The sequence below is a fragment of the Pseudomonas segetis genome, assembly GCF_900188155.1.
Classification (GTDB): Bacteria; Pseudomonadota; Gammaproteobacteria; order Pseudomonadales; family Pseudomonadaceae; genus Aquipseudomonas; species Aquipseudomonas segetis.
The window spans coordinates 951843-976718 of sequence record NZ_FZOG01000002.1 but is presented as its reverse complement, the minus strand read 5'-3'; the positions used below and the strand labels follow the sequence as shown (position 1 = coordinate 976718).

Here is a 24876-nt window from a genome sequence, read left to right as displayed (position 1 = left end):
GTATTGTTCTTCGAACGCCATGAAGGTGGTGAGCGGGCCATCCTGGTTCATTTGGATGGCCAGAACTCAGAGGCGAGTGAAGATCCGCAAGAGTTTCAGGAACTTGCTATTTCAGCGGGTGCTGACACGGTGGCCTTTCTTAGTGTGCCGAGCAATCGGCTGACTGCGAAATACCTCATCGGTAGCGGTAAGGTTGAAGAGCTGCGCGATCAGGTCAAGTCTGCAGAGGCCGACCTGGTTATCTTCAACCACGTCCTGACACCCAGTCAGGAGCGAAATCTGGAGCGTGCCTTTGAGTGTCGCGTATTGGACCGTACCGGTTTGATTCTCGATATCTTCGCCCAGCGCGCGCGTACTCACGAGGGTAAGTTGCAGGTTGAACTTGCCCAGCTTGATCACTTGAGTACTCGACTGGTGCGGGGCTGGACTCACCTTGAGCGACAAAAAGGTGGTATCGGCCTGCGCGGCCCGGGTGAAACTCAGCTCGAAACCGACCGCCGCTTGTTGCGGGTCCGTATTCGTCAAATCAAACAGAAGCTCAATAAAGTCCGCAGCCAGCGTGAGCAAGCACGTCGTGGCCGTCAGCGGGCAGATATCCCTTCGGTTTCGCTGGTCGGTTATACCAACGCCGGCAAGTCGACGCTGTTCAACGCCGTGACCGAGTCCGAGGTCTATGCGGCTGACCAGCTGTTCGCAACGCTAGATCCTACCTTGCGTCGTCTCGACTTGAACGACTTTGGTCCTATTGTGCTGGCCGACACCGTGGGCTTTATTCGCCACCTGCCGCACAAATTGGTTGAAGCCTTTCGTGCGACCCTTGAGGAGTCGAGCAACTCAGATTTATTGCTGCACGTGATTGATGCCCATGAGCCCGAGCGCATGGCGCAGATCGAACAAGTGATGGCGGTGTTGACCGAAATTGGCGCCCATGAGTTGCCGATTCTCGAGGTCTATAACAAGCTTGACCTGCTTGAGGGGGTTGAGCCACAAATTCAACGTGATGCCGATGGCAAGCCGCAACGTGTATGGTTGTCGGCACGCGATGGACGTGGTCTACCTTTACTTAAGCAGGCAATTGCGGAACTCTTGAGTGATGACCTCTTTGTCGGCACATTACAGTTGCCGCAAAAGCTCGGACGCTTGCGTGCCCAGTTTTTTGAGCTGGGCGCCGTGCAGAGCGAGGCTCACAGCGAAGATGGCAGTAGTTTGTTGGCAGTACGTTTGCCGCGTGTGGAGCTCAATCGGTTGGTGAGTCGCGCTGGCCTGCAGCCGTTGGAGTTTATTGAGCAACACACTTTGCAATAAAGCCTGTGTCAGCGGTTGTGCCGTTGAGGCTGGGCATTCGGTAGCATTGGCCGACGCGTCGTGGACGCGTCTTTGCTTTATCAGATGGAGAGCGCTATGGCTTGGAATGAGCCGGGTGGCAACTCGAATAATCAGGATCCGTGGGGTGGGCGCCGTAACAACGGTGGCGATCGCAAAGGGCCTCCGGATCTCGACGAGGCCTTCCGCAAGCTACAGGAAAGCCTTAACGGGTTGTTCGGTGGCGGTAAAAAACGTGGTAGTGGCGACGGTGACAGTGGTGGCAGCAAGGGTGGCTACGGCATGCTCTTGGTCGGCTTCCTGGTGATCGTGGCTTTTTGGCTTTACAGCGCGATCTACGTTGTCGATGAGCAGGAGCAAGCCGTTGTCCTGCGTTTCGGTAAATATTACGAGACTGTAGGGCCGGGCCTGAATATCTACTTCCCGCCGATTGATCGTAAATTCCAGGAAAACGTCACCCGCGAGCGTGCTTACAGCAAGCAGGGCCAGATGTTGACCGAAGATGAAAACATCATCGAAGTTCCACTGACCGTGCAGTACAAGATCAGCAATTTGCAGGATTTCGTACTTAACGTGGACTCGCCTGAAACCAGCTTGCAGCAAGCAACTGACAGCGCGATACGTCACGTGGTCGGCTCGACCGAAATGGATCAGGTGCTGACTGAAGGTCGTGAACTGTTGGCCAGCGAGGTCAAGGAGCGTTTGCAGCGTTTCATGGACAACTACAAGACCGGCATCGTCGTGACCCAGGTGAACTTGCAAAGCGCTGCTGCGCCGCGTGAAGTTCAAGAGGCATTCGATGACGTGATTCGTGCCCGTGAAGACGAGCAGCGCGAGAAGAACAAGGCTGAAACCTACGCCAATGGTGTGGTTCCAGAAGCACGTGGTCAGGCCCAGCGCCTGGTCGAGGATGCAATGGGTTACCGCGATGAAGTGGTTTCTCGTGCCCAGGGTGAGGCTGACCGCTTCACTGCGTTGGTCGCCGAGTACCGCAAGGCGCCGGAGATTACCCGTGAGCGCTTGTATCTCGACACCATGCAAGAGCTTATGAGCAACACCAGCAAGGTTTTGGTCACTGGTGACAAGGGGCAGAACAACCTGCTTTACCTGCCGTTGGATAAAATGATTGATGGTCGCAAGGGCAATGGCTCAAGCGCAATTTCCGGTGCTGCTTCGGCCAGCGACCCGGATGCCGGTTCCCTGCGCACGCCGCAACCGGTTGACCTACGTTCAAGGGAGAGCCGCTGATGAGTAGTAAATCACTGGTTGCTCTGATCGTTGCCGTGGTGCTGGCAATCGTTGCCTGGAACAGCTTCTATATCGTCGCTCAGACTGAGCGTGCGGTGTTGCTGCAGTTCGGTCGTATTGTCAATCCGGACGTCAAGCCGGGCCTGCATGTGAAGATTCCATACGTCAACCAGGTGCGTCTGTTCGACGGTCGCTTGATGACGCTGGATGCAAGCAGCTCACGTTTCCTCACCCTGGAAAAGAAAGCGTTGATGGTTGATGCCTACGCCAAGTGGCGTGTGCGTGATGCCGAGCGGTACTACACCGCAACCTCCGGTATCAAGCAGACGGCTGATGAGCGTCTGTCGCGTCGTCTCGAAGCTTCGCTGCGTGACCAGTTCGGTAAGCGCACCCTGCACGAGTCGGTATCGGGTGAGCGTGATGCGCTGATGGCTGACGTGACCGCATCGCTGAACAAGGCGGCGCAAAGCGAGCTGGGCATCGAGGTCGTCGACGTGCGGGTCAAGGGCATCGACTTGCCTAAGGAAGTAAACCGCAGTGTGTTCGACCGTATGGGATCGGAGCGTGAGCGTGAAGCACGCGAGCACCGGGCCAAGGGTAAAGAGCTGGCAGAAGGTATCCGTGCCGATGCCGATCGTCAGCGCCGTGTTCTGTTGGCAGAAGCCTACCGTCAAGCTGAAGAGCTGCGCGGTGAGGGTGATGCCAAGGCGGCAGCCATCTACGCCAAGGCTTATGGCCAGGATCAGGAGTTCTACTCCTTCTACCGTAGTCTGAAGGCTTACCGTGAGAGTTTTGCGGACAAGCGTGACGTGTTGGTGCTTGATCCAAGTAGCGAGTTCTTCCGCTATCTGGAGAAATCCAAGCAGCCATGATGCTTGCCCCGACGGACGCATGTCGTCCGTCGGGGTGACCGTTCAAGAAAACGTGGTATGATGCGGCAGCCGGGAAAATCCCGGCTTTTTTGCGTCTGTGGGAATCATGTGGCAGGAATTAGGCATAGCAGTTTGTTTGGTCTTGGTGCTCGAAGGTGTCCTGCCCTTCCTCTATCCGCGTCGTTGGCGCGGTGCGGTCGAGCAACTGGCTCAGTTGTCGGATCGCGGACTGCGTCTTATGGGGCTGACCAGCATGTTGCTGGGCACAGCGCTTCTTTATTGGCTTCACTGATGGCTTGTGCCGCCCGGATCAAGAGGGGAATGGCGAAATGGCGACGGTAGACCGCTGGCTGCTGCCAGATGGCATCGAAGAAGTATTACCTCCAGAGGCTGCGCGCATCGAAGTGGCGCGCCGCCAAGTGCTGGATCTATTCCAGCGTTGGGGCTATGAATTCGTAGTAACGCCGCATATCGAATACCTTGAGTCGCTGCTGACTGGCGCGGGTCAGGATCTCGATCTGCGGACGTTCAAGGTGATCGATCCTTTATCGGGTCGGCAGATGGGGTTCCGCGCGGACATTACGCCGCAGGTTGCCCGTATCGACGCACATACGCTGCGGCGGGAAGGGCCGAGCCGGCTGTGCTATGCCGGCAGTGTGCTGCATGCCCAGCCGCGTGCGCTGACCACCTCGCGTAGCCCGATCCAGTTGGGTGCCGAGTTGTATGGCGATGCGAGCCCTGCAAGCGATGTCGAGGTTATCAGCCTGCTGGTCAACACGCTTGAGCTGGCGGCTGTGCCGGATGTGCACATGGATCTCGGTCATGTCGGCATCTATCGCGGTCTGGCGCGGGCAGCTGGCTTGTCGGGTGCGGCCGAGCAGCAGTTGTTCGATGCCCTGCAGCGCAAGGCCATTGATGAAATCGCCGAGTTGACCGCCGCATTGCCCGCCGAGCTGGGCAAGATGCTGCGTGCGCTGGCTGAGCTGTGCGGTGGCCGTGAGGTGCTTGACCTGGCGCAGGCATGCCTGGTCGAGGCGCCGGATGATGTGCATGCCGCACTGGATGACCTGCTGGCGATTGCCGATGAGCTGAGCCTGCGCTATCCAGAATTACCGCTGTACTTTGATCTTGGCGAGTTGCGCGGCTATCACTATCACACTGGCGTGGTGTTTGCTGCGTTTGTACCGGGTGTCGGCCAGTCGATTGCCCAGGGTGGTCGTTACGATGATATCGGCGCAGACTTCGGTCGCGCGCGCCCGGCAACAGGCTTCTCGACGGATTTAAAAACCCTGGTGAGCTTGGGCAACATGCAACTGGCGGATGCGCCGGCGGGCATTTGGGCGCCTGATCACCACGATGTTTACCTGTGGCAAGCGGTACAAAAGCTGCGTGGCGAAGGCGCGCGGGTGGTACAGGCTCTGCCAGAACAGGGTTTGGCTGATGCGCATGAGGCTGGCTGTGACCGTCAGTTGCAGTTGCGTGATGGTCGTTGGCAAGTGACGCCCCTGGCGTCCTGATATGTTTCCGTCGGTTATCGCCGACATCTAGCTTGCGCGAATGAGGACAAGTGTTATGGGTAAGAATGTCGTAGTCCTGGGCACCCAGTGGGGCGACGAGGGCAAGGGTAAGATCGTCGATCTGCTGACCGAACAGGCTGCTGCCGTGGTTCGTTATCAGGGCGGTCACAACGCTGGCCATACGCTGGTAATCGACGGCGAGAAAACCGTTCTGCACCTGATCCCGTCAGGCATTCTGCGCGATGGCGTGCAGTGCTTGATCGGTAATGGCGTGGTGGTTGCCCCGGATGCGCTGATGCGTGAAATCATCAAGCTCGAAGAAAAAGGCGTACCGGTGCGTGAGCGCCTGCGTATCAGCCCTTCCTGCCCGTTGATTCTGTCTTATCACGTGGCGCTGGATCAGGCCCGCGAAAAAGCCCGAGGCGACGCCAAGATCGGTACGACCGGTCGCGGTATTGGCCCGGCCTACGAAGACAAGGTAGCGCGCCGTGGCCTGCGCATCGGTGATTTGTTCCATCGCGAGCGCTTTGCGGCCAAGCTGGGCGAGTTGCTCGACTACCATAACTTCGTATTGCAGAACTTCTACAAGGAGCCTGCGATCGACTTCCAGAAAACCCTGGATGAGTGCATGGAATACGCCGAGTTGCTCAAGCCAATGATGGCTGACGTGACTGCGATTCTTCACGAAATGCGCCGCGACGCCAAAGACATCATGTTTGAGGGTGCGCAGGGCTCATTGCTGGATATCGACCACGGCACCTACCCATACGTGACCAGCTCCAACACCACTGCGGGCGGCATCGCCACTGGTTCTGGTTTTGGTCCCATGTATCTCGACTACATCCTGGGCATCACCAAGGCCTACACCACGCGCGTGGGTTCGGGTCCGTTCCCGACCGAGTTGTTTGACGAGACCGGTGCGTTCCTGGCCAAGCGTGGTCACGAGTTCGGTGCAACTACCGGTCGTGCTCGTCGTTGTGGCTGGTTTGATGCGGTTATCCTGCGTCGCGCTATCGAAATCAACAGCATCTCGGGCCTGTGCCTGACCAAGCTGGATGTGCTCGACGGCCTGGAAGCCATCAACATCTGCGTAGGCTACAAAGATCAGAACGGTGAGGTTCTGGTTGATGCGCCGACTGATGCGGACAGCTATATCGGCCTGCAGCCAGTGTACGAAGAAGTGCCAGGCTGGAGTGAGTCGACGCTGGGCGTCAAGACCCTCGAAGAGTTGCCAGTCAATGCGCGCAACTACATCAAGCGTGTTGAGGAATTGGTGGGTGCGCCTATCGATATCATCTCGACCGGTCCTGATCGCAACGAAACTATCGTGCTGCGTCACCCGTTCGGCTAAGCATTACCTGTTGTTGAAAAAAGGGTCGCCTGGTGCGGCCCTTTTTGCATTCTGCTTGGCTTGCATGTGATCAAGGATAGTTAGGCATAAGGCTTGCTTGGGCTCAACTAATTCCGGAAGTCGCCGTTATAGAAGTACGGTTGTTGAGGAGTCGTCCCGTGTTTGCCATTGCTTCGTTGTTACGCAGTCGTTTGTTGCGCCCGGTATTTATTGCCTTGGGGCTGGCGTTGTTGGTGCAAGTGCTGGTTGCTGTGATGCTTACGCGCACAACGGTGAGCACGCTGGTTGAGGATCTGTCTGCGCGTCTGGGCAGCGACACCCGGCAACTGTCGACTGATCTCGAGGCGGCCAGCGCCGAGGTGCGTGGCGGGCTTGAGGGGCTATCCAGTCGAACCCAGGCAAGCCTTGGGGCTGGGCTGAAGGAGCGCCTGAGCGCGGAGCAGGTGCAGCTGCGCGGCATACTGGAGAGCAATCTCAAGCAGTCGGCGGATGACTTGGCGCAGCTTCTGGCGGCGGTCGCCCCAAAAGCCATTTGGGACAATGACGTGCCAGCCCTGACCGAGCTGGTGCGCATGGCCCATCGCAACTCAAATGTGCTTTTTGCCGTCTATGTTGATGCCGGTGGCGAGCGCCTGACGCGTCATGTCAATCGTACGGATGAGCGAGTCAAGGCCCTGATCGCCAAGGGGCAGGGGCGCGGTTCTCTGGATAAATTGCTCAATGCGGCGGCAAGTGATCCCGGGGTTTATGTGGTTGAAGCATCAATCAATCCAATGGGGTCGGAGATTGGCAAGGTAATCCTTGGTGTATCGACCGTTGATGTCGATAAGGTCGTTGCCCAGCTTGACCAACGCTTTGCTGCACTGATCCAGAGCAGCGGCCAGCTGGTTTCGGATGGTTTGAGTGCGGCGGCCAGTGACAGTGCGGCGGCATTGGCGTCACGGCTCAAAGGTGCCCAGCAAACCGCGCAAGCCATGGCTGAAAACAGTCGGCAGGCGATTGAGTCGGCCGCGCAGAGCCTGCGCTGGAATATCAGTATTGGCTTGGCGCTGGTCGGTCTGGTCATTTTGCTGGTACTGGCCCTGGTTTTGGGGCGTCGCGTGGTGAGCAAGCTGCACACCCTGATTGCGGTGATGGATGACTGGGCCGCCGGCGAGGGCGATCTGACACGTCGGGTGCAGATGAACAGTCGGGATGAAATCGGTGACATGGCCGCGGTGGTCAATCGCTTTGTCGGCAAGCTACAGCCTATTGTCCGCGAGGCCGGTGATATCGCCGTGCGCACAGGGGTCGAAATCGAAAGTCTGGCTGTGCGTAGCGCGGCGGCTGAGGTTTCTGCGGCGCGCCAGCGTGATGAGGTGGCGGGCAGCTTGCACGCGCTGGCGCAGATGGCCGACGAAGCGCAGGCCGAAAGCCAGTCCATGCAGGAGGCGTTGCAGCGTGTTGGCTCTATTCGCCAGGCCACCGAGGATAATTCGGCGATCGCCAGGCGTGTCGGTGGTTCCATTGCCGAGCTGGTTGACAGTGTCGATACCGGTGCGGCGGTAATTCAGCGCCTGGCGCGGCAAAGTGAGCAGATCGAAGTGGTGCTGACGGTCATACATGGTATCGCCGAGCAAACTAACCTGCTGGCGCTCAATGCCGCAATTGAGGCTGCACGGGCGGGCGAAAGCGGCCGTGGTTTTGCGGTGGTTGCGGACGAGGTACGGGCCTTGGCCAGTAAAACCCAGCAATCGACTGGTGACATTCAGGCGCATATAGGTGCCTTGCAGCAGGGAGCGCGCGAGGCTGTGAGTGCAATTGAGCAAGCGAGCCGACAGGCGGCACAAGGATTGGCGGCGCTGAATGAGAGTGAGCGGCTGCAGGGTTCGGTGCAGGTCTCGGTGGAAGAGGTGCACGGAGCGATCAATGCCGCGGCGGGTGCTGCCCGGCACCAGGCTGAGGGGGCAGCGGCTGTTCGTCGGCGAGTGGAGGTCATTCATGCTGAATCGCAGCGTGCGGCTGAGGCTGTAGCGGCGACCGCCAAGAGTGGCCGGGTGCTGGATGGGCTGGCTTCCCAGTTAAGCCTGAGCTTGGGGCAGTTCAAGGTCTAGCGCGCTGAATGCAAGGCCGCCAGGGTTTCTTGGTGGCTTTTGCCGGGCAGCTGCTAAGCTGAAACGCAGGCATAAAAAAACCGAGCTGTTTGGCTCGGTTTTTTTGAATTTGGTGCCCAGGAGAAGACTCGAACTTCCACGACCGTAAGGTCACCAGCACCTGAAGCTGGCGTGTCTACCAATTTCACCACCTGGGCATTGATTGCAAAGATTGCTCTTTTGCTATCAACTACAACAACGTTTGCCGTCGTTGTGGCGCGCATAATACGGATCGGTTTTTTACTTGTAAACCCCTGTCGTTAAAAAAAATATTATGTGTTGCGGGCTGACCCGGACACCTGTTTCGCGCTTCAATAGGCGTATGACAAACCGAATTTATATAGAAAAGGTGAATCCTCTCTAATGGCCGATTGGCAATCCCTCGATCCCGAGGCCGCCCGTGAAGCGGAAAAGTATGAAAATCCCATCCCTAGTCGTGAGCTTATTCTCAAGCATCTCGATGAGCGTGGCTCCCCGGCAAACCGCGAACAGCTGCTGGAAGAGTTCGGACTGACAACTGACGAGCAGGTGGAAGCACTGCGTCGTCGACTGCGTGCAATGGAGCGCGACGGTCAGCTTATTTACACGCGTCGCGGCACCTATGCTCCGGTCGATAAGCTGGATTTGGTGCTGGGGCGGATCAGTGGTCACCGCGACGGCTTTGGCTTCCTGGTGCCCGATGATGGCAGCGACGACCTGTTTCTGAGCCCGGCGCAGATGCGCCTGGTTTTCGATGGCGATCGTGCATTGGCGCGGGTTGCCGGTCTTGATCGGCGTGGCCGCCGCGAAGGCGCCGTGGTTGAAGTGATCTCCCGCGGTCATGAATCCATCGTCGGCCGCTATTACGAAGAAAGCGGCATTGGCTTCGTCATTCCTGATAATCCGAAAATCCAGCAGGAAGTGCTGGTTACCCAGGGTCGCAATGCGGGGGCCAAGCAGGGCCAGTTCGTTGAGGTGAAAATCACCCACTGGCCAACCCAGCGCTTCCAGCCGCAAGGTGATGTGGTCGAGGTCGTGGGCAATTACATGGCCCCTGGCATGGAAATCGATGTTGCCTTGCGCAGCTACGACATCCCCCATGTCTGGCCAGATGCTGTCGTTAAAGAAGCCAGCAAGCTCAAGCCTGAAGTCGAAGAAAAGGACAAGGAAAAGCGGGTTGATTTGCGTCATCTGCCGTTCGTCACCATCGACGGCGAAGATGCGCGTGACTTCGATGACGCGGTGTATTGCGAAAAAGGTGGCGGTAACTGGCGACTGTTCGGTGGCGGCTGGAAGCTGTATGTCGCTATCGCTGACGTTTCCCATTACGTCAAAATCGGCTCGGCGCTGGATGCCGAGGCGCAAGTGCGCGGCAACTCGGTGTATTTCCCGGAGCGGGTGATCCCGATGCTGCCGGAGGAACTGTCCAACGGCCTGTGTTCGCTGAATCCGCATGTTGATCGCCTGGCCATGGTTTGCGAGATGACTATCTCTAAGACCGGCAAGATGACTGACTACCAGTTCTATGAAGCGGTTATTCATTCCCATGCGCGCCTGACCTACAACAAGGTCAGCACCATGCTTGAGCAGCCGAAGACTGCCGATGGCAAGGCCCTGTGTAGCGAATACAAAGAAGTGTTGCCGCATCTCAAGCAGCTCTATTCCCTGTATCACGTGCTTTTGGCTGCGCGTCATGAGCGCGGTGCGATTGACTTCGAGACTCAGGAAACCCGCATCATCTTCGGCGCTGGGCGCAAGATTGCCGAGATTCGCCCGACCCAGCGCAACGATGCACACAAGCTGATCGAAGAATGCATGCTGGCCGCCAACGTTGCCACAGCCGCGTTTATGCAAAAGCATGAAATTCCGGCTTTGTATCGCGTGCATGACGGGCCGCCGCCTGAACGCCTGGAAAAACTCAAGGCGTTTTTGGGTGAGCTGGGCTTGAGCCTGCACCGTGGCAAGGCCAAGGACGGCCCGTCGCCGAAGGATTACCAGGCGCTGCTTGAAACCATCAAGGATCGCCCTGACTACCACCTGATTCAGACCGTGATGCTGCGTTCATTGAGCCAGGCTGTGTACAGCGCCGACAACCATGGCCACTTTGGCCTCAATTACGATGCTTATGCGCATTTCACCTCGCCGATTCGCCGTTACCCGGATCTGTTGATCCATAGGGCCATCCGCAGTGTGATTCGCTCCAAGCTGGATACCCCGCACGTTCAGCGTGCCGGCGCCACCAGCATGCCCAAGGCGCGGATCTATCCGTACGACGAGGCAATGCTCGAGGAACTGGGCGAGCAGTGCTCTATGTCTGAGCGCCGCGCCGACGAGGCTACGCGCGATGTGGTCAACTGGCTCAAATGCGAGTTTATGAAAGACCGCGTTGGCGAGACCTTTCCGGGTGTAATCACCGCGGTGACCGGTTTTGGCCTGTTCGTCGAGCTGAGTGATATCTACGTGGAAGGTTTGGTGCATGTCACCGCGCTACCGGCGGATTATTACCACTTCGACCCGGTTCATCATCGCTTGGCCGGTGAGCGCAGTGGCCGTAACTTCCGCCTGGGTGACAGTGTTGAAGTGAAGGTGATGCGGGTTGATCTCGACGAGCGCAAGATCGACTTCGAGATGGCGCAAAGCGGTATCGATGCCGCCGTCGGACGCAAGCGTGGCGATACCGGGCGGGGGCGCACCGAGCGTCCAGCCAAAGGCGAGCGCAGCAGCAAGACGGAGCGTCAGGGTAAACCGGCCAATAAGGATGCGCCGAGCGCCGACGTGCAGAAAAGCCGTGACGTCAAGCGTGCGCTGCTGGCTGGCTCCAAGGCGAAGCCGAAGGCGGCTGGGGCTAAATCCAAGTCCGGCGCCAAGGCAGATGGCAAGGCTGCTGCGCCTTCTAAACACCGTAAAGGCCCGCCAAAGTCTGGTGGAGCCACGAGCAGTGCACCGCGTAAACGTAAGGCGAAACCATGAGTCAGTTGGAAAAAATCTACGGCGTGCACGCCGTAGAAGCATTGCTGCGACACCACCCCAAGCGCGTAAAGCAGGTGTGGTTGGCCGAAGGGCGCAGTGATCCGCGAGTGCAAACCCTGATCGCTTTGGCGGCCGAGGCTCGCGTGGCGGTTGGTCAGTGTGAGCGACGTGAGATGGATGCCTGGGTTGAAGGCGTGCATCAGGGTGTTGTTGCTGATGTGAGTCCGAGCCAGGTGTGGGGCGAGGCCATGCTTGATGAGTTGCTCGACCGTACCGAGGGCGCGCCGCTGATCCTGGTGCTCGATGGCGTAACCGATCCGCACAATCTTGGCGCCTGCCTGCGCACCGCTGATGCTGCGGGCGCGCTGGCGGTACTGATCCCGAAGGACAAGTCGGCCACGCTCAATGCAACGGTGCGTAAAGTCGCCTGTGGCGCTGCTGAAGTGATCCCGCTGGTGGCGGTGACCAACCTGGCGCGCAGCCTGGAAAAACTACAGCAGCGCGGTTTGTGGGTCGTCGGAACTGCCGGTGAAGCCGAGCAAGAGATCTATGATCAAGACCTGACTGGCCCGACCATTCTGGTCATGGGCGCGGAGGGGCGTGGTATGCGCCGTCTCACTCGTGAACACTGCGATTACCTGGTCAAGCTGCCCATGGCGGGCAGTGTCAGCAGCCTCAACGTCTCGGTAGCCACCGGTGTTTGCCTGTTTGAAGCCATGCGTCAAAGGCGCAGCATCAAAAAATAGTATGGTGTGGCGCTGTCAGGCTCGCTATTTCATGGCCTGACGCACAGGGCAGCGCGAGGTGCCGGATCTTGTCCGGCATCTCGCGGCATTGATTCACACCCAGTCTGCAATTGTTCAAATAATCACCAGTTTACCTTGCTTGTCGCCGGGGGCTTCTCTAGAATGTCGCCCCTTGCCGTGACGGCAGGCGCTTTTGTGCCCTCTGTTCAGCAAGACTAAACAAGTGATATTCACTCCTTGCCTGACTGCATTAAGCGGCAGGCTACAACCCGTAAGGAGCATTTATGCGTCATTACGAAATCATCTTTCTGGTTCACCCGGACCAGAGCGAGCAAGTCGGCGGCATGGTTGAGCGTTACACCAAGCTGATCGAAGAAGACGGCGGCAAAATCCACCGTCTGGAAGATTGGGGCCGTCGCCAGCTGGCGTACGCTATCAACAACGTTCACAAGGCTCACTACGTGATGCTGAACGTTGAGTGCACCGGCAAAGCCTTGGCTGAGCTGGAAGACAACTTCCGTTACAACGACGCTGTGATCCGTAACATGGTCATCCGTCGCGATGAAGCAGTCGTTGAACAGTCGGAGATGCTCAAGGCCGAAGAAAACCGCAGTGAGCGCCGTGAGCGTCGTGACCGTCCTGAAAACGCTGAGTCTGATGACTCGAACAGCGATGACAGCGACAACAACGACAGCGACAACGCTGACGAGTAATCCACGGATCTATTGAGGAGCCTATCAAATGGCACGTTTCTTCCGTCGTCGTAAATTCTGCCGTTTCACCGCTGAAGACGTGAAAGAGATCGATTTCAAAGATCTCAACACGCTGAAAGCTTACATCTCGGAAACCGGCAAAATCGTTCCTAGCCGTATCACCGGTACTAAGGCTCGTTATCAGCGTCAGCTGGCTACCGCTATCAAGCGCGCTCGCTTCCTGGCCCTGCTGCCTTACACCGACAGCCACGGCCGCTAAGACCGGATGTTCGACAAGTAGTAAGGGATTAACGCATGCGCGCCATAGCTGAATTCATTATGCGCGGCCGTATGCAGGCCACTCTCGTGGTGGTCGGATCGGCGGCATTGCCGCTGCTGTTCTGGTTGAGTGCTGCTGCAGGCTGTCTGGTACTCCTGCGGCGCGGTTTGAGTGATGCCCTGGGCATCCTCGCATGGGCATTGCTACCGGCGATTGGCTGGTGGTACTTCGGCGAACCGCGCACCTTGTTGGTGTTGCTGGGGGCGCTGGGCCTGGGGTTGTTGTTGCGCTCCAGTATGTCCTGGAACCGTGTGCTGCTTTGCAGCGTGGCATTAGGCCTGGTGTACGGGTTGGTTTTGGGTGCGGTGTTCCGCGAACCTATCGATGCCATGGCGGGTGAGTTGAAACAGCTCATGCCGCAAATGCTCGATGGGGTCTACCAGCAAATGTCGGTAGATGAGCGAGCGCGTCTGGACAGCCTGATTGCACCGGTCTTGACTGGATTGCTGGCAGCTTTGTTGCAGATTGTCAGCCTGTTGAGCCTGATGCTTGGGCGTTATTGGCAGGCGCTGTTGTATAACCCGGGTGGTTTCGGGCGCGAATTTCGCACCTTGAAGCTGCCGCCGCCGTTAGCGATGTTGCTGCTGGTGGGCATGCTGTTAGGGCCGAATCTCGGTCCACAAATGGCCATGCTGACACCGTTGTGTAGCGTACCGTTGGCGTTTGCAGGCATCGCCCTGATTCATGGGCTGGTGGCGCAAGGGCGGATGTCCAAGTTTTGGCTTGTGGGGCTATACATCACGCTGCTGCTGTTTATGCAGCTGACTTATCCGTTACTGGTGGTAATCGCCATTGTCGACAGTCTGTTTGATTTTCGTGGGCGTCATGAGCGTAAAAAAGGCTCTGGCTCCGCGAACGGTGAAGGTTAAAAGTTAAGAGGTTATTACCAAATGGAACTGATCCTGCTGGAAAAAATCGCCAACCTGGGCAACCTGGGCGATAAAGTGAACGTTAAGGCTGGTTACGGCCGTAACTTCCTGCTGCCGAAAGGCAAGGCCACCGCAGCTACCGCTGCAAACGTTGCTGCTTTTGAAGCACGTCGCGCCGAGCTGGAAAAAATTGCCGCCGAGAAGAAAGCTTCTGCTGAATCTCGCGCTGCTCAGCTGGCTGAACTCGAAGTCACCATCACCGCTACTGCGGGCGATGAGGGCAAACTGTTCGGCTCGATCGGTACTCACGACATCGCTGATGCCCTGACCGCCTCTGGCGTTGAAGTGGCTAAAGCTGAAGTTCGTCTGCCGAACGGCACTATTCGTCAAATTGGCGAATACGACGTAGCCGTGCACCTGCACAGCGACGTTGAAGCAACCGTCAAGGTTGTTGTTGTAGCTGCTTAAGCAGTATGCGACATAGTAGGCCTTGCACTTCGGTGCGGGTCTGCTGACAATCAGGCACGGCATTGCGCAAGCGATGTCGTGCCTTTTGTTTTTATGCACCCAAAGAATTATTCTCAGAGCTTATGAACGACATCAGCATTCCTGAACAATACGACTTGCAGACTTCGGCTCTAAAAGTGCCGCCGCACTCGATCGAGGCGGAGCAAGCGGTACTCGGCGGCTTGATGCTCGACAACAATGCCTGGGAGCGCGTGCTTGACCAGGTCTCCGATGGTGACTTCTATCGTCACGATCATCGCCTTATCTTTCGCGCCATCTACAAGCTGGCGGAACGTAACCACCCATTTGACGTGGTGACGCTGTCCGAGCAGCTGGACAAAGAAGGCCAGCTGCCTGCCGCCGGTGGCTTGGCTTATCTGGGGGAACTGGCCAAGAACACGCCGTCGGTCGCCAACATCAAGGCCTACGCGCAGATCATTCGCGAGCGTGCGACGTTACGCCAGCTTATCGGTATCAGCAGCGAGATCGCCGACAGTGCCTACGCCCCTGAGGGCCGAACGGGCGAAGAGATCCTCGATGAGGCCGAGCGCCTGATCTTCCAGATCGCCGAGGCACGGCCCAAGACTGGCGGGCCGTTGGCGATCAACGACATTCTGGTCAAGGCCATCGACCGTATCGATACCCTGTTCAACAGTGGCGATGATATTACCGGGCTTTCGACCGGCTTTACCGACCTTGATGCCCAAACCAGTGGCTTGCAACCGGCCGACCTGATAATCGTCGCGGGTCGTCCCTCGATGGGTAAAACCACTTTCGCCATGAACCTGGTCGAGAATGCGGTGTTGCGCAGTGACAAGGCGATTGTCGTCTACTCGCTGGAGATGCCGGCTGACTCCATCGTTATGCGTATGCTCGCATCCCTGGGGCGCATTGATCAGACCAAGGTACGTGCCGGCCGCCTGGATGATGACGATTGGCCGCGCCTGACCTCAGCGGTCAACCTGCTTAACGACCGTAAACTGTTTATTGACGATACCGCCGGTATTTCGCCTTCTGAGATGCGCGCCCGCACGCGGCGTCTGGCTCGTGAGCACGGTGAGATCGGCTTGATCATGGTCGACTACCTGCAGCTTATGCAGATTCCGGGCTCCAGCAGTGAAAGCCGGGTAAACGAAATTTCCGAGATCTCGCGCTCGTTGAAAGCCCTGGCTAAGGAGTTCAATTGCCCGGTGGTTGCCCTGTCGCAGCTTAACCGGGGCCTTGAACAGCGCCCGAACAAACGCCCAATCAACTCCGACTTGCGTGAGTCGGGAGCGATCGAGCAGGACGCCGATATCATCATGTTCGTCTATCGGGACGAGGTCTATCACCCTGAAACCGAATACAAGGGCGTTGCCGAAATCATCATCGGTAAGCAACGGAACGGCCCTATTGGCACCACGCGTCTGGCGTTCCTGGGCAAGTATTCGCGTTTCGAAAACCTGGCGCCAGGCAGCTACCAGTTCGACGAGGACTGATTGGCGTGCCTTGGGCTGTCATTAGCTCTTGTACAACGGTGCGGTCGCCTGTTCGCCTAGAAAGGGTTTGAGGTAGTCCCCCAGGCGTTGGCCTTCTACCGCTTCGAAGGTTTCAGCTCGATCGTGCAATTGCTCGACTCGGTCGATACGAAAGTTGCGAAAATCGTTGCGCAGCTCGCACCAACTGCACAATGTCCAGGTTTGCCCCCAGAAGAACAACCCCAGCGGCCAGATACACCGCTCGCTGGTTTCCCCGCGCTCATCCCGATAGCTGATCAGTAATTTGTGGCGTTGGCGTATAGCCCCGCGTAGCTGACCGAGCCAGTGAACAGGATATGGGTTGGTTCTGGGGGCAAACAATTGGTTGCGATTGAACTCCTCGCGCATCTCGTTGGGCAGTACGTTGTGGATCTTCGCCAATGCTGATTCGGCGGCTCGCTGAAGTTGAGGGTCCGCCCAGGCTTGGACCATGCTTGCGCCTACCAGCAGCGCCTCGATTTCCTCGCTTTCGAACATCAAAGGGGGAAGGTCCATAGGTTGGCGCAGCACGTAGCCAACGCCAGCCTCACCCTCCAGCGGAACACCAGAGAGTGAGAGGTCTTGGATATCTCGGTAGATCGTGCGCACAGATACCTGTAGCCGTTCAGCCAGCCATTGGGCAGTGGTCAAACGGCGGCTACGCAGGAACTGAACGATTTGAAACAGACGGTCGGCGCGCCTCATGTTTCCTCTGCTGTTTGGGTGGCCAGGCATGCTGCTGCGCGCCTGGCGTGGCGCATTCAGGTCATGCTGTGCAGGCCCACTTCGTTGCCTTCGCTATCTTTTATCACAGCAATGTAGCCGTGGGGTGCGATGGACATCTTGCTATGAATAATGACCCCGCCTGCCGAGGGAACTCGGCTCACCACTTCATCCAGGTTGCCTTCGACATTCAGGTACACCCGAGTGCCGCCAATACCACTTTGTTGCTCGGCAGATTCGCTCAGGCAGCCACCAACACCGCTGTCCTGTGCATAGGGGAACACGGCCATGCGCCCGCCGTCGCTCTCCATTTCTTGCAGAGGCATTGCCAGTGCGCGTTCATAAAAGTCTCGTGCGCGCTCGAAGTTGCCGACAAAAAGTTCAAACCAGTTGATCGCATTCATGTGCTCTTTCCTTGAAGGTCAGTGGGCAGGCGACGGCTGTCTCTGATAGCGCGTGTTAGCCTGTAAAGCTGACTCTAGGGCAGTGCTACTGACAGCTTAGTGTCAGTAGTTTTCGCCGCTGAGCGATAAAGGCTGATTCGCCAACCATTGCGTGCAACGTGGAGCCGTACAGGCGAGTTGGTTACCCAGGGCTTGCAGGTTGAGGGCTGAGGTTTAAGATGCTCGGCTTTGATCTGCTGTGGAGCCTTGCCATGCGCCCCCTTGTTGCCACCATCGATTTGTCTGCCGTCTGCCACAACTACGCTGTTGCCAAGCGCTGTGGTCCGGGGCGTGAGGCATTTGCCGTGGTCAAGGCCAATGCCTATGGCCATGGCGTGCGCGAGGTGGTCACGGCGCTGCATGATCTGGCCGATGGTTTTGCGGTCGCCTGTCTGGAGGAGGCTGCTCAAGTCCGGGCGATGCATGCTGACGCGCGGATACTGTTGCTCGAGGGCTGTTTCGAGGCTGTCGAAGTACAGTTGGCCCAGCAATTACGCCTGGACCTTGTCGTGCAGAGCCAGCAGCAGCTTGATGCGGTCTTGGCTGCGCATGCAGGGCCGCCATTGAATATCTGGCTAAAGCTCGACAGCGGCATGCATCGCCTGGGTTTTGACGCTGATGGCGTTCGTGCCGCGCATGGGGCATTGCGAAACAGCGCGCAATGCAATGAGCTGAACCTGATCAGCCATTTTGCCTGTGCTGATGAGCGTGGCCATGAGCTCACCGAGCACCAGCTAGCGTGTTTCCTGGATATGCTCGACCTCGACTTTGATCAGCGCTCGTTGGCCAATTCGGCGGCTATCCTGACTATCCCTGCTGCGCATATGGATTGGCTGCGTCCAGGCATCATGCTCTACGGCGCCACGCCTTTCGCAGATTTGAGCGTTGCCCAGCTTGGTCTAAAGCCAGTGATGACGCTTTCTGCGCAATTGATTGCCGTGCGTCATGTCGCACAGGGTGAGTCCGTGGGTTACGGTGCCAGTTGGGTTGCCTCGCGTGCGTCAGTGATAGGTACCGTGAGCTGCGGCTACGCCGATGGTTATCCGCGCCATGCGCCTGCTGGCACGCCGGTTATGGTCAATGGCCAGCGTGTGCCTTTGGTCGGCCGGGTTTCGATGGATATGCTCACGGTCGACCTGACTGACCTGGCTCAGCCTGCCGTGGGTGATGCTGTTGAGTTGTGGGGCAATCAGTTAGCCGTCGATGAAGTGGCCCAGGCTGCTGGAACCATTGGTTATGAACTTTTGACCAAGGTGACTGAGAGAGTGCCGCGCCGTTACTTGAATAATCATTGATCGGCTCAGAACGGCCGGGCGCAGCTGTTTCAGCCCGGGAGTGTTCGGGCTGGACGCCAGATGCGGTGGGTTCGGATCTAGTGCACCGCGCCTAGCTTTGACCCCGCGGGGAGACGCCGGGTAAGAAGGATGGCCAGTACACTGATGATCAGGGCCGCGCCCATGATATGGAAGGCTTCGTTATAGGCCAGTATGGAGGCCTGTTCGCGTGCCTGCTCGGCGATAAGGGCGAGGGCGCGTTCTGAGTTGCCGAGCTTGTCGGTCAGAAAATCCAGACGCCTCAATGCCTGCGGGTTGAGGCTGCTGACTGACTCGCGCAAGTACTCATAATTGCGTCGGGTTTCGCTCTGCAGCATGGTGACCAATAGGGCAATGAAAATCGCCCCGGTGAGATTACGGATGATGTTGAACAGCGCCGATGCCGCGCCAGCGTCCCTGGTTTCGATATAGCTTGTCGCAATCAGTGATGAGGTAATGAGGATCAACGGCTGGCCTGCGGCGCGAATCAATTGAATATGCAGCAATTGCTCTGCGCCCATATCCGGGTTTAGCGAACCGCTGATAAAGCTCGCATAGCCGAACAGGCCAAAACCAAAGGCGCAGAGTATGCGCGGATCAATAAAGCGCATCAGTAGTGGCACGCAAGGAATAATCGCCAATTGGGGCAGCCCCATCCACATGATCAACCGGCCAATCTGTAGTGGGCTGTTGTCCTGGACTTGTGACAAATACAGCGGCAGCGCATAGATCGAACCATACAAGCCAATACCCAGGCCAACGGTTGCGATACAACTCAGGAAGAAATTGCGGTTTTTGAGTATGCGCAGATTGAGCAATGGGTTGTCGCGGGACAGCTCGATGATAATGAATGCGCCGAGGCTGATGAACGCGACAATGGCCAGGGCCAGGATCATGGGTGAGCTGAACCAGTCATTGCGATAGCCTTCCTCGAGAAACACCTGCAGAGATGCCAAGCCAATCGCCATGGTGCAGATCCCCGCGTAATCGGCCTGGTCCAGCAGTTTCCAGTTGATGGGGTGCTGCTTGAGGCCGTACATCAGCCCCGCGATCATCAGCAGCCCAGGTGGTATGTTGATGTAGAACAAGTACTGCCAACCCAGGGTTTCTGTCAGCCAGCCGCCAATGGTCGGACCTATCGCCGGTGCAAAAGTAGCGGTTACGGCAAACAGGGCCATGCCGGTTGGGCGCCGATGCTCGGGCAAGTGGGTGAGTACCATGCTGAACGCCAACGGAATAAATGCCCCGCCGCACAGGCCCTGGAACGCGCGAAATACAATCATGCTGTTGAGCGACCAGGCTAAAGAGCAGAGTAGTGATGAGCCAATAAAACCAAGGGTCAGCCATATCGTCAGGCGGCGCTTGCCCAATAAATCATTGAGCCAAACGGTAAGCGGGATAATGATGATTTCTGCAACCAGGTAGGCCGTTGAAATCCATGACCCTTCGTTGAGGGTCGCGCCCAGTGCGGACTGAATTTCCTTGAGCGAAGCATTGGTAATCAATATATCGATAACCGCCATAAACGCCCCCAGCATGGTGCTTAGTACGGCGATCCAGTCCTGCAGGCTGGGCTCGGGGGCTAGATTTGTGGCGTGCTTATTGGCGTCGGTCAAGGACCACCTCCGCAGAAAGCCCAGGGCGTATTTGCTCCAGTGCAGTGATCTTGTCCGGAAGCAATATTTTTACCGGAACACGTTGGATCACCTTGGTGAAGTTGCCGGTTGCGTTGTCAGGTGGCAGCAAGCTGAAGCGGGAACCGGTGGCGGGTTGCATGCTCTCGATCACGCCTTCGATTACCAGGTCGGGCAAGGCATCAAAGCGGACTTGGGCCTTGTACCCTTTGCGCATCGCCGCAATTTGCGTTTCCTTGAAGTTGGCCTGAACCCACTTGGCTTGCGACACCAGTGATAACAAGGCTTCGCCAGGGCGTACATATTCCCCCTGGTTGATAGAGCGATTGCCAACCCAGCCTGCGACTGGCGCCTTGATTGTGGTACGCGACAAGTTGAGCTTGGCCAGGTGCAGCTCGTTTTCGCGGCCCGCGATTTGCGTTTTGAGTTGTAGGCCACGGTTATCCAGTTGTGCCAAGGCGATCTGCAGGGCTTTAAGTGCTGATTTCGACTGGTCAAGCTGGGCGGTTGCCACGCTGACATTCGCCGCAAGCGACGAGAAGGCTTGCTCAGATGCAAAGCCGTTATTGCGCATCATGCGGATGCGCTCAAGGTCCTGCTGATGACGCTTCAACTCGGCTTCATGTGCGCGGATTACCGCTTTTTGCGCTTCAATATTTGCCAGCTGCTGGTCGCGTTGATTGCCTATGTCATCGAGCTGTACCGCCAAATGTGCAATTTGTGTTTCGCTGCGCGCCACATTGAACCTGAAGTCTGCATCTTCGATGTGCGCGAGGGGCTCGCCTGCTGCAACCCACTGGTTGTCATCGACCATGACTTGGTCGACACGTCCTGCAAGCTGGCTTGAAATCACCAGGGTATCGGCTCGCACATAGGCATTGTCGGTGCTTTCGATAAAGCGCAAATGTACTAGCCAGTATCCTGCATAGGTCACAGCCACCAGTGCCAGCAGGCAGGCAAAGACAATGAGTCGCCGCTGTGTCGTGCGATTGCCTTGATAAGCATCAGGCCACGGTTCTGCGACATCTGCCGAATCGACATACGAGCGGCTTGGACCGGCGTTCACAGGCGGGCTATCTCTATGTGGCGGTTGGTCGAGCCCTGCGTCTGGCGAGGATCCTGGTGATAGCTGATCAGGAAGTGACGGCTGTGAAGTCGCTTGCGCCGATAAGCGCCTAGCGCAGCCTCCAGCGGATGGTCGTCAAAGAAGCCACAGGCGAGGCATTGCTGTGGTTGCAGGTGATGTTCAAGTACGTAGTCGAGCAGGGCCTTGAATACCGTCGGATTTTCCTGATCGATTACCAGGCTGTGCAGGGTCAAGTAGTTGAAGCAATCACCGGGCGAGGGGAGATGTATTCCGCCGAAGAGCCTTGCGTAGAGGTTGTATGGGATGCGCAAGGCAGCGATCCATGGCGCGTAGCCACTGACACGGGTCTGCTTGAAGTTCTTCTGGTTCCACAGGCCCATGCAAGCAACGGGTCTTCCCTCGATGAAGGCCATGAGGTAGTCACTGATGGTTATGCCATGGAAGTAGGCCGTGGCGGCCAGTAGGTCATTGACGTGATAGACCGGGAATCCCTGGCGCTGGCTAGCCCTATCCCACAGCTGTTGCAGCTGGGGCGCGTCGGCACTTGTTGCAGGGCGGATTGTCAGGCTCCTATCCGGGGTGGTCTTGCGCGACTGGGCTGGCAGCAGGCTGGTGATGACACGCCCGCCAGGGTAGAAATCAGGCAACCAGGTTCGACCGCGATCAATAATCCCCAGTGGAATCAGGTTTTCTTCGAGAATGACCGCTTCCATCCAGTCATTTTCGCTGCCCATGTGTTCGGCAATCGCCATAAACAATGCTTTCAAGACCTTGCCGCCCCGGCATTCGGGGGCTATACGCAAGTCATGCAGGTACCTGACGGATTCAGATTTGCCATTGATGTATTGCCGGCGTTCACCAATATCAACCATGGCGATAAGTACGCCAGGGGCATCCAGTTCTTCGCAAACCAGCACAAGCTCTTGCTCGCAGCTCACTCGCGCCCCGGTAAAAAAATCAGGCTCTCGTTCAAATATCAGGGTAACGCTACCCATTTGTGGCACCCGCCTGAGCAGTGCCCGCAGGGCGCTTTCGTCCTTGGCCGTAGCAGGGCGCGTGCGGAATTCTTTATTCACGGGGTTGCCTCCAGTGCCAGGCGAAGCTCCAACGGCAGCGGGCCGGACCAGTGCCGCAGTGCTTCTAGCTTTATGTTGCCTTCAAGCATCCCTCGGGCGCGTGATTGCTCCAGGTAGATCTGGCGCATGTTCGGCAGGCAAATGCAGCGTGCCCTGGCCAGTTGACCGAGGTCGCGTGCCAGGCGGTAGTGAAAGTTCTTTAGAAGTGCATGCTCAAGTTGAGCGGCAAGGGTCGTGATGGACACCGAGTTTGAGTCGCCCGGGCCTTCAATCAGTAGCACATAACCGGGTTTGTCCGGTGTGCTGGCGCTGAGGGCGAGCAAGGTCACGGGGAGCAGGTCGCTGTAGGTCAGGCCGGCGATTATTGTTTGTGCGAGCGTCGCGCTGATCTTTTCGCCAACCAGGTCAGTACCATCATTGCGGCCGAGAAAGGTAAAGCAAGGCAGGGTTCGCCAATGGTCGCTAACCTGCAGGACATCGTTCATTCGGTAGCGGGCAAATCCACTCCCTGTCGTGAGCAAGGGCATGACCTGCTGGCCCTTGCGCAATTGCCATGGCGCCAGGACCTGCCCATTGTCGAGGTCTTCAAACTCATACACATGGCTGCGGTAGGCCAGTGGGCAGTGGTTTCGCAAAGGAATACTCACCACGCCCTCCGTTGCCCATAAGCCTTTACCCTGGAACTGCGCGTGTGCCAGCAACTTTTGCAGTTGTCGTGCCCAGGGCAAAGCCGCAGCGGTATCCCAGGCGCTCAGCAGGGTCAGGCGCGGCCACAGCTCTGCAAAGAAGGCAGGATCAGCAACCCCATCCCATGCCTTCAGGCGTTGTGCGGCTTTATGGGACCCTGGACACTCAAGCCCGGCCATGGCTGCGGCGCGCTTACCCCAGGCGCCTTGTTGAAGCACCTCTATCAGCTCTTCACGGCAGTTGCCGAGTTGTTCGAGAAGGCCAAGCCCGAACGTCGGGCTCCAGATTGATATAACACTCAACTGCTCGTCGGCGACCAGGTAGGCCAAGGTTGCAAAGAGTGAATCTTCAGCTGTTTTGGCCAGGGCAATTGAGGCGGGAGCTGTCTGGGTCAGTCCTGCGACCAGGCGCTTGCCGAGGGACATAAGCTGCATGTCATCATTGAGCTCAGTGCTGCTTGCATCCCGCATTGAGGTCGGGATCCAGGAAAGCGACCAGTAATGGCTGCCCTGGGCAATCTTTGGAAATTGCCGATACAGATCGCCAATCCAGGGCGTAATCGCCTGATCAAGTTCGCCCAGGAAAGCCTGGGTATAGGGAATCCACTTTATCGCCGAGGTCGAGCCGCTAGTGGGTTGGTAGCGGCTTATCGGGCTGTCGAAAAGCGATTTGTCTTGCTGGTGGCGCTGCCGCTCTATCAGTCCCCGATAGTTGTCATAGGTTGTGCAGGGCTGCTTGCTGGCGAATTGCTCCCAGCTGTCGCTGGCCTTGAGGTTGGAATGCACAGTCGATGCTGCGCGCGCGTGGCCATGCAACCACTTTTGCAACAGGCTCCGTTGGATCAACTCCAGTTTTGGCGCTTCTTGCTCGAAGCGTTGCAAGCCACGACGCATGAAGGCTTTAAGCAGCCCGTGACCAAATTGGCTCGCCAGTGATCGAGTCATATTTCAGGCCCGGCGGCGTCGCCTTTGAGAGCATCAGGGACGGACTGGGTTTTGGCTATTGCACGTTGCTTGAGCTTGAGCCGGATGACCTTGAGGCTGAGGTGGTAGCAATACTTTGTCAGCGCCGAGAACGAGATTTCCCCGGCGCAAGGCAGTTCAGTTCCTTGTCGCCAACTTGGATTGCAGTCCTCGAAATAGGCGATGTCAGGTTCCTGGGCACGGATTTCCGGGGTTATTTGGGCGACATTCTCATCAAGGCAGGCAGCACCTTCGCCAAAATCGAGCAGCATGCGTTCAGGGTCGAAGGCATTGGGGTATTGCTGTTTGCTGAAGGCTCGGACTATGTCGCCAAGCTTGCTGTCTGGCTGGTTGCGGTCCGGGTAGTAATCGTAAAAGTTGCGTGTCAGTAGCAGGTAGGTTTTGTAGCCCTTGGATATCAGGAACCAATATAGCGGTGTAAAGGGGTGGCGCAGGCGGGCCAGCAGGATTTGCCGATAGAACGCGACATGCAGGCAGCGGCTACCCCAGAACTCAGGCTCGACAATTGTGTCGCCGCTGAAAATGCCGCGAATTTTCTTGCCGTCTATGTCGCAGTCAAAAACGGTCAGCGTAGAAAACCCGATTATCCGTTTTGTGCTGCGTGTGCGGGCAACGATAGCGCCGGTTTTATTCTGGAGGTCGTCCAGAAAGGTAGCGTGCGTGGTGTTCTGGTAAAACCTCGAATAAATCCTGTACATCGCATTTGTATCGGCTGTTTTTAGATTCTTTAACGCGATAAAACGGCTGTAAATTCGTTCGTTCAGACCTTTCACTATTAAGCCCTCAGTGACCAATTCAATGATGTTCACTCGCCGGGAGTGCTCGATTGGCCAAGCGGTATATCTGGTTGAGACGAGCAGGCTCATGCCTGTAATCGCTCGGTTTAGA

Annotated in this window: 22 protein-coding genes and 1 tRNA gene; 15 read left to right on the top strand and 8 right to left on the bottom strand. The window is 57.3% G+C overall.

The genetic code is table 11. The features are described from left to right. Positions 1-3 precede the first annotated feature (3 nt). The 7 genes from hflX (at position 4) to CHB79_RS10350 (ending at position 8404) form a co-directional block, all read left to right on the top strand. Positions 4-1305 carry a ribosome rescue GTPase HflX gene (gene hflX, locus CHB79_RS10380; protein WP_010488367.1) on the top strand — a complete coding sequence of 434 codons (1302 nt, stop codon included), beginning with the start codon at positions 4-6 and terminating at the stop codon, positions 1303-1305. A gap of 96 nt (positions 1306-1401) precedes the next feature. Then, positions 1402-2571: an FtsH protease activity modulator HflK gene (gene hflK / locus CHB79_RS10375; RefSeq protein WP_010488366.1), complete on the top strand. Its 1170-nt coding sequence runs from the start codon at positions 1402-1404 to the stop codon at positions 2569-2571. After that, positions 2571-3443 (top strand): protease modulator HflC, encoded by an 873-nt coding sequence (gene hflC, locus CHB79_RS10370; RefSeq protein WP_010488365.1) that lies wholly within the window; start codon positions 2571-2573, stop codon positions 3441-3443. Before hflK ends, hflC begins: the two co-directional genes overlap by 1 nt. Positions 3444-3549: 106 nt before the next feature. Continuing rightward, positions 3550-3735 (top strand): DUF2065 domain-containing protein, encoded by a 186-nt coding sequence (locus tag CHB79_RS10365; protein ID WP_029529584.1) that lies wholly within the window; start codon positions 3550-3552, stop codon positions 3733-3735. A gap of 37 nt (positions 3736-3772) precedes the next feature. Then, positions 3773-4960, top strand: coding sequence for an ATP phosphoribosyltransferase regulatory subunit (locus CHB79_RS10360; protein ID WP_010488363.1), 1188 nt, complete (start codon positions 3773-3775; stop codon positions 4958-4960). A gap of 55 nt (positions 4961-5015) precedes the next feature. After that, positions 5016-6311, top strand: a complete 1296-nt coding sequence (locus tag CHB79_RS10355) for an adenylosuccinate synthase (protein ID WP_089359787.1) — start codon at positions 5016-5018, stop codon at positions 6309-6311. 158 nt (positions 6312-6469) lie between these two features. Continuing rightward, complete coding sequence (locus CHB79_RS10350) at positions 6470-8404, top strand: methyl-accepting chemotaxis protein (RefSeq protein WP_089359786.1); 1935 nt, start codon at positions 6470-6472, stop codon at positions 8402-8404. A gap of 110 nt (positions 8405-8514) precedes the next feature. Here the strand turns inward: CHB79_RS10350 and CHB79_RS10345 are convergent. Then, positions 8515-8601: transfer RNA gene (locus CHB79_RS10345), tRNA-Leu, on the bottom strand. Positions 8602-8806: 205 nt separating this feature from the next. Between CHB79_RS10345 and rnr the strand changes: the two genes are divergently transcribed. From rnr to dnaB, 7 genes are all read left to right on the top strand, one after another. Then, positions 8807-11392, top strand: coding sequence for a ribonuclease R (gene rnr, locus CHB79_RS10340; RefSeq protein ID WP_089359785.1), 2586 nt, complete (start codon positions 8807-8809; stop codon positions 11390-11392). Beyond that, positions 11389-12138 carry a 23S rRNA (guanosine(2251)-2'-O)-methyltransferase RlmB gene (rlmB, locus tag CHB79_RS10335; protein WP_010488359.1) on the top strand — a complete coding sequence of 250 codons (750 nt, stop codon included), beginning with the start codon at positions 11389-11391 and terminating at the stop codon, positions 12136-12138. The genes rnr and rlmB overlap by 4 nt, the downstream gene beginning before the upstream one ends. 284 nt (positions 12139-12422) lie before the next feature. Further along, complete coding sequence (gene rpsF / locus CHB79_RS10330; protein WP_010488358.1) at positions 12423-12851, top strand: 30S ribosomal protein S6; 429 nt, start codon at positions 12423-12425, stop codon at positions 12849-12851. 28 nt (positions 12852-12879) lie between these two features. Beyond that, positions 12880-13110 carry a 30S ribosomal protein S18 gene (gene rpsR, locus CHB79_RS10325; RefSeq protein WP_003246847.1) on the top strand — a complete coding sequence of 77 codons (231 nt, stop codon included), beginning with the start codon at positions 12880-12882 and terminating at the stop codon, positions 13108-13110. A 35-nt stretch (positions 13111-13145) separates the two neighbouring features. Further along, positions 13146-14039, top strand: coding sequence for a YybS family protein (locus tag CHB79_RS10320; protein WP_089359784.1), 894 nt, complete (start codon positions 13146-13148; stop codon positions 14037-14039). Between the two features lie 21 nt (positions 14040-14060). Continuing rightward, positions 14061-14507 (top strand): 50S ribosomal protein L9, encoded by a 447-nt coding sequence (gene rplI / locus CHB79_RS10315; protein ID WP_089359783.1) that lies wholly within the window; start codon positions 14061-14063, stop codon positions 14505-14507. A gap of 122 nt (positions 14508-14629) precedes the next feature. Continuing rightward, positions 14630-16024: a replicative DNA helicase gene (dnaB, locus tag CHB79_RS10310; RefSeq protein WP_010488346.1), complete on the top strand. Its 1395-nt coding sequence runs from the start codon at positions 14630-14632 to the stop codon at positions 16022-16024. 21 nt (positions 16025-16045) lie between these two features. Here dnaB and CHB79_RS10305 read toward each other — a convergent pair whose 3' ends face one another. Further along, positions 16046-16747 carry a helix-turn-helix transcriptional regulator gene (locus tag CHB79_RS10305; RefSeq protein ID WP_010488344.1) on the bottom strand — a complete coding sequence of 234 codons (702 nt, stop codon included), beginning with the start codon at positions 16745-16747 and terminating at the stop codon, positions 16046-16048. 56 nt (positions 16748-16803) lie between these two features. Further along, positions 16804-17169, bottom strand: a complete 366-nt coding sequence (locus CHB79_RS10300; RefSeq protein ID WP_010488342.1) for a VOC family protein — start codon at positions 17167-17169, stop codon at positions 16804-16806. Positions 17170-17420: 251 nt separating this feature from the next. Here CHB79_RS10300 and alr point away from each other — a divergent pair, with 251 nt between their 5' ends. After that, positions 17421-18503 (top strand): alanine racemase, encoded by a 1083-nt coding sequence (gene alr, locus CHB79_RS10295; RefSeq protein ID WP_089359976.1) that lies wholly within the window; start codon positions 17421-17423, stop codon positions 18501-18503. A 77-nt stretch (positions 18504-18580) separates the two neighbouring features. Here the strand turns inward: alr and CHB79_RS10290 are convergent, their stop codons facing one another. From CHB79_RS10290 to CHB79_RS10270, 5 genes are read right to left on the bottom strand one after another with little or no spacing between them, the layout of a single operon-like run. Next, positions 18581-20137 (bottom strand): DHA2 family efflux MFS transporter permease subunit, encoded by a 1557-nt coding sequence (locus CHB79_RS10290; protein WP_089359782.1) that lies wholly within the window; start codon positions 20135-20137, stop codon positions 18581-18583. Next, positions 20121-21221: an HlyD family secretion protein gene (locus CHB79_RS10285; RefSeq protein WP_089359781.1), complete on the bottom strand. Its 1101-nt coding sequence runs from the start codon at positions 21219-21221 to the stop codon at positions 20121-20123. The genes CHB79_RS10290 and CHB79_RS10285 overlap by 17 nt, the downstream gene beginning before the upstream one ends. Next, positions 21218-22318: a hypothetical protein gene (locus CHB79_RS10280; protein WP_089359780.1), complete on the bottom strand. Its 1101-nt coding sequence runs from the start codon at positions 22316-22318 to the stop codon at positions 21218-21220. Before CHB79_RS10280 ends, CHB79_RS10285 begins: the two co-directional genes overlap by 4 nt. After that, complete coding sequence (locus CHB79_RS10275) at positions 22315-23949, bottom strand: GH3 family acyl-acid amido synthetase (protein WP_245851425.1); 1635 nt, start codon at positions 23947-23949, stop codon at positions 22315-22317. Before CHB79_RS10275 ends, CHB79_RS10280 begins: the two co-directional genes overlap by 4 nt. Next, complete coding sequence (locus tag CHB79_RS10270) at positions 23946-24686, bottom strand: hypothetical protein (protein ID WP_089359779.1); 741 nt, start codon at positions 24684-24686, stop codon at positions 23946-23948. Before CHB79_RS10270 ends, CHB79_RS10275 begins: the two co-directional genes overlap by 4 nt. Positions 24687-24876: the final 190 nt, after the last annotated feature.